This window comes from Halapricum sp. CBA1109, assembly GCF_009741825.1.
Lineage (GTDB): Archaea > Halobacteriota > Halobacteria > Halobacteriales > Haloarculaceae > Halapricum.
This window is the reverse complement of sequence record NZ_WPCA01000166.1, coordinates 1-5235: the sequence shown is the minus strand read 5'-3', so window position 1 is coordinate 5235 and position 5235 is coordinate 1. Positions and strand designations below refer to the sequence as shown.

The 5235-nt window shown below is 67.9% G+C and carries 4 protein-coding genes and 1 pseudogene; 2 read left to right on the top strand and 3 right to left on the bottom strand.

Annotated elements, in window-relative coordinates:
* Positions 1-42: 42 nt before the first annotated feature.
* The 3 genes and pseudogenes from GJ629_RS14090 to GJ629_RS14080 form a co-directional block, all read right to left on the bottom strand.
* Complete coding sequence (locus GJ629_RS14090) at positions 43-1539, bottom strand: GAF domain-containing protein (protein ID WP_157513605.1); 1497 nt, start codon at positions 1537-1539, stop codon at positions 43-45.
* A 104-nt stretch (positions 1540-1643) separates the two neighbouring features.
* Positions 1644-3913 (bottom strand): annotated as a pseudogene (locus tag GJ629_RS14085) (CDC48 family AAA ATPase).
* Complete coding sequence (locus GJ629_RS14080; protein WP_157513604.1) at positions 3910-4143, bottom strand: hypothetical protein; 234 nt, start codon at positions 4141-4143, stop codon at positions 3910-3912. The pseudogene GJ629_RS14085 and the gene GJ629_RS14080 overlap by 4 nt, the downstream one beginning before the upstream one ends.
* Positions 4144-4307: 164 nt before the next feature.
* Here GJ629_RS14080 and GJ629_RS14075 point away from each other — a divergent pair, with 164 nt between their 5' ends.
* Positions 4308-5054, top strand: coding sequence for a hypothetical protein (locus GJ629_RS14075; protein ID WP_157513603.1), 747 nt, complete (start codon positions 4308-4310; stop codon positions 5052-5054).
* The gene (locus GJ629_RS16420) at positions 5054-5212 is read left to right on the top strand and encodes a PGF-CTERM sorting domain-containing protein (protein ID WP_197428634.1); all 159 of its coding nucleotides are present in this window, start codon (positions 5054-5056) and stop codon (positions 5210-5212) included. The genes GJ629_RS14075 and GJ629_RS16420 overlap by 1 nt, the downstream gene beginning before the upstream one ends.
* Positions 5213-5235 lie beyond the last annotated feature (23 nt).

The window sequence follows — 5235 nt, the reverse complement described above, 5'->3', positions numbered from 1 at the left end:
GGGTCACGACGTCGAACTCCCAGTCGTGGGACTCGATGATGTTCATAATGATGCGCATCGAGATGCGGCGCGCGTCGTTCCGGTTCGGGGTGCATCTGGAACAGTTCCTCGGGGGCGGGCGTCCGGCAGTGCCGTCCCCATCGCCGAGACGGCGAAGCCCGACCGTCCTCCAGTCGGCTCGATGCCGAGCGTCGCGCCGTCGCCGGCCCGGTCGACGGCGAAGCGGAAGACGGTCTCGAAGAGGTGTCGGAGGCGTTCGGGGTCGGCCTCGACGAACGCCTCGGTGTCGATGCGCAGCGTCGGCCCCGGCCCCTCGACCATCCCGGCGGCCCGGCGTGCGATCCGCGGGAGACCGACCGGTTCGGCCTCGTGTTTGCGGGCGTTCTCCTTGGCGAGGGCGACGAGGTCGTCGATCAACTGGCCCATCTGCTCGTGGTTGCGGGCGATGGTCTCCAGTTGGCGCCTGACCGACTCGGCGTCGACCGCGTCGTCGACGATTTCGGTCCGGCCCATCGCGACCTGCAAGGGGTGGCGGAGTTCGTGGGAGATGACGCGGGCGAACTCCTCCAGACGGTCGTTCTGCCGGCGGAGCGTCCGCGTCCGGTCTTTGAGTTCGACCCGCGCCTCGGCGGCGTTGATCGCCAGCGCGACGTTGCGGGCGGCCTCCCGCAGCGCCCGGCGCTCGTCGGTCTGGAACGCGCTCGCCCGGTCTGAGTACACCGCGAGCACGCCGTAGTCGTCGCCCTCGTAACTCAGCGGGACGGCGAAGACGGACTCCATCTGGGTGACGGTGCCGGCGTCCTCCCCGCGGAGCGTCCGCTCGGTCGTCAGTCGCTCGACGACCGTCTCACCGTCCTCGACGGCCTGTACCAGCGGTTTCTGGTGGGCAATCGTCATCGCCCGCTCGCGGTCTTTCTCCCGCCAGCCGTCGTCGGTCGCGCCCCGGCCGCCGGTCTGGGGGACGGCGGTCCCGGCGTCAGTGTCGACGCTGGCGATACAGGCCCACCGGTAGCGGTTCGACTGCGTCAGCACGTCGACGACGGCCTGCTCTATCTCGTCTCGGTCCCGGGCCCGGACCAGCGCTCCGTTGACCTGCCGGATCACCTCGTTTATTTGGGCCTGCATCGCCGCCCGACGGCGGGCCGGTAACTGGGAGATAGCCGTCTGAATCTGGTTCAACAACAGCCGGACGGTCCGGTTGTCGCTGCGCCGCGGGACGAACCCGAAGATGTCCCGATCGAACGCCTCCCGAGCGATGTCATAGTTCTCTATCGTGGAGACGAGGATGAAAGGGAGGTCTGGGTCGATAGACCGGACCGCGCGGAACACCTCGATACCCCCACGTACGTCCGTGTTCTCGCGTCCCGGCACCGAGAAGTTCGCCACGACACACTGGACCGCGTGCTCACCGAGGGCGCGGGCCGTCTCGGCGGCGCTCTCGGCGGTCACGAGGTCGATGCCGGCCTCCTCGAGTGCGGCGACCAGTTCCCCATCCCCGTCCGGACTCCGGACGAACAGCACCTGCGGCCGCGTTGCCATTAGCTGTCGGTGCGTCGACAGCGGTAAAAAGCCGTCCGGTTTCGTTCCGTAGCGGCCGTTACGGACGGATCAGGCCGGTTGCCGGGGCCGTTCCCCGAGGCGGTTCACTGGAAGGTTCGGCTCACGTCGCGCTCGCTTTTGGCGCTCGCGCGGTGGTCGAAGCTCTCCTCGATGTCCTCGTAGTGTTCGCGCGTCTCGTCGTCCACCGATGGCCCGACCTCGTCCAGCGCGGTCTCGAAGTGGTCCGCGGAGATGCGGACGTTCCCGACGCTGTCGTCCACTTCCTCGGGGTCGACGCTGTTGACGAACTCGCGGGTCGCGGCCATCGCGGCCTCGCGGGTCAGCGCCTCGATGTCCGCCCCGACGTAGCCCTCCGTCCGGCGGGCCAACCGGTCGAGGTCGACGTCGTCGGCCAGCGGCTTGTTCCGGGTGTGGACCTCGAAGATCTTCCGGCGGCCGGCCTCGTCGGGCACCGGGACGTGGATGTGGCGGTCCAGTCGACCGGGGCGCAACAGCGCCGAGTCGATCAGGTCCGGCCGGTTGGAGGTGGCGATGACGACCACGTCCTCTAGGTCCTCGATGCCGTCGAGTTCGGTCAGCAACTGGGAGACGACACGTTCGCCGACGCCCGAGTCGCTGGAGTTGCCGCCGCGTTCGCCCGCGATGGAGTCTATCTCGTCGAAGAACACGACCGTCGGCGCGTTGGCGCGTGCCTTCTCGAACACCTCGCGGACGCCCTTCTCGGACTCCCCGACGTACTTGTTCAGCAGTTCGGGGCCCTTGATCGAGATGAAGTTGCTGTTTGCCTCGTTGGCGACAGCCTTCGCCAGCAGGGTCTTCCCCGTGCCGGGCGGCCCGTACAGCAGGACGCCTTTCGCGGCCTGCATATCCATCTGCTCGAACACCTCGGGGTACTCGAGGGGCCACTGGATGGTCTCGCGGAGCCGTTCTTTGGTGTCGTCGAGACCGCCGACGGACTCCCAGGAGACGTCCGGGACTTCGACGAAGACCTCGCGTAGCGCAGAGGGCTCGATACTCTTCAGCGCCTCCTTGAAGTCGTTCTCGGAGACCTCCATCGACTCCAGTACGTCGGCGTCGATCTGATCGGCCTCGAGGTCGATGTCGGGCCGGACGCGCCGGAGCGCGTTCATCGCCGACTCCTTTGCCAGTTGCTCGAGGTCGGCGCCGACGAACCCGTGGGTGTTCTCGGCGTAGGCGTCGAGGTCGATGCCGTCGTTCAGCGGCATCCCGCGGGTGTGGACCTGCAGAATCTCGCGGCGGCCGTCCTTGTCCGGCACGCCGATCTCTATCTCGCGGTCGAAGCGGCCACCACGGCGCAGTGCCGGGTCGATAGCGTCGACACGGTTGGTCGCGCCGATGACGATGACGTCGCCGCGCTCCTCCAGTCCGTCCATCAGGCTGAGTAGCTGGGCGACCACGCGGCGCTCGACGTCGCCGGAGGTGTCGTCGCGCTTGGGCGCGATGGAGTCTATCTCGTCGATGAAGACGATGGCGGGGGCGTTCTCCTCGCCTCGTCGAAGATCTCACGGAGTTGCTCCTCGCTCTCGCCGTAGAACTTCGACATAATCTCCGGCCCGGAGATGGTCGTGAAGTAGGCGTCAATCTCGTTTGCGACCGCGCGGGCCATCAGGGTCTTCCCGGTGCCCGGCGGGCCGTGGAGCAGGACGCCCTTCGGCGGTTCGATCCCGAGTTGCTGGAACAGTTCCGGGTGGCGCATCGGGAGTTCGATCATCTCCCGAACCTGTTCGAGTTCGCCGTCGAGGCCGCCGATGTCCTCGTAGGTCACCGAAGGCGTCTCGCGGTCGTCCGCGGTCGCCTGATCGCCGACGATCTGTTCGGCGGGCTTCTCGCTCACTTCGATCTCGGTCTGGTCGGTCACGACGACCGTGCCGGTGGGGTTGGTCTCGGCTATCTTCAGCGGGATCTTCTGGCCGCCGACGTTGGAGATGGGGCCGAGCCCGAGCGAGAACGGGACGGTCTGGCCCTGCGTGATGGCCTGTCCGCTCAGCTTGTTCCGGATGTGCGGACCGATGTTCCCGCGGATGCGGAGGTTCTGGGGGAGCGCGACCGTGATCGAGGTCGCGGGCTCCACGTCGGCTTTCTCTATCTCGATGGTGTCGTCGATGCCCACGTCGGCCTCCTGTCGGAGGCGGCCGTCGATACGGACGATGCCGCTGCCGGTGTCTTCGGGGTAGCCCGGCCAGACGCGGGCGACGGCGCGGCCGCCTCCCTTGCCCTTGAGGAGGATGTAATCCCCGTTGTCCAGTTCCAGTTCGTCCATCGCCGCGCGGTCGACGGCCGCGAGGCCGCGCCCGGCGTCTTTCTGCTTGAGGGGCTTGACGGTCAGTCTCATCGCTCGACCTCCACGGTCAGGACGCCGTTGTTGATCCGCGCGTCCGCCTCCTCGGCCCCGTCAGGGACCTCGAACTCGTGGTGGTCGCCGTCGCTGACGACGATGACGGTGTCGCCGACCACGTCCACGGACGCCTCGCCGACGCCCACGTCCGCCGCCAGAACCACTGCCTCGTCGTACTCGAATCGACGCACCGCCGCGTCGCCGATCTGCTGTTGGTCGGTGTTCATGCTAACTCAAAGTTAGTCGCCATACTATATATACCTTTGCCCACCCGGCACTTCATACTATATAAAAGTTTGCCCCATATGCCGGTTACGGCGTACTATGATACAATTGCGGTTCACACTCCCGGCACCCAACACATTTGCGGTCCCGGCCCAGTGTAGACGATATGCAGCGGTCACTCGCCGCCCTCGTACTGATGGCCTGTCTCGCGGTCGCCCTCCCGGTCGCCGCCCACGTCAACGACGTCGAGGCCGACAGTCAGACAGCGACCGACGGGGAGATAGCCGTCGAGAGCACGTCGGTCCCGAGCGACGGCTTCCTCGTCGTCCACCGGGTGACCGACGACGGCGACCCCGGCGAGCCAATCGGCCACGTCCCCCTCGAAGGGGGCCGGCGGTACGCTAACCTCGGTGTCACGGTGGCCCCCGCGGCGTGGGAGTCGTGGGGCGACGCGCGCGAGGTGTGGCTCGTGGTCCACGAGAGCGGCGACGACCCCGGATTCGACCCCGACGACGACCCGATACAGCGGACCCTCGGTGGCATCGCCGGCGAGCGAATCACCGTCGCGAAGGGCTCGGCCCGTGGCTACGTCCTCGCGGAGGACTTCGAACCGAAGACCATCGGGGACAGCGCTACCGTCCGCCGGGTCGTCGCGCCCGAACGGAGTCGGCTGGAGTTGCGCGTCCGCCGGCCCTCCGGCCCGGGACCGGTCGTCGGCGAGCGGACGCTGTCCGCGGGCGCCACGAGAACGTCACGGTCGCCGTCGAGGGCGACGTGTTCGGCAACAGCAGTTCCGCGACGCTTCTGGCCCGCCTCACGGACCCGAACGGGACGCCGCTGCGGGCGGGCGACCGACCGATCCAGTCGTACGTCCCGGTCGTCGACGGGACGCGGGAATCCGGGCCGGAGATAGTGACACCGGACACCGGCGATACCGTGACCGAGAGCGGCGAACAGCGGACGACCACAGGCGGCGGGGAGACGAGCGCCGGCGACGGGCCGGGGTTCACCGCCGCGGCGGCGCTGGTCGCGGTCGGACTCGCGGTTGGACTCCACTGGCGACGACGGTGACGGCGGGGTCGACTCATAGTGTT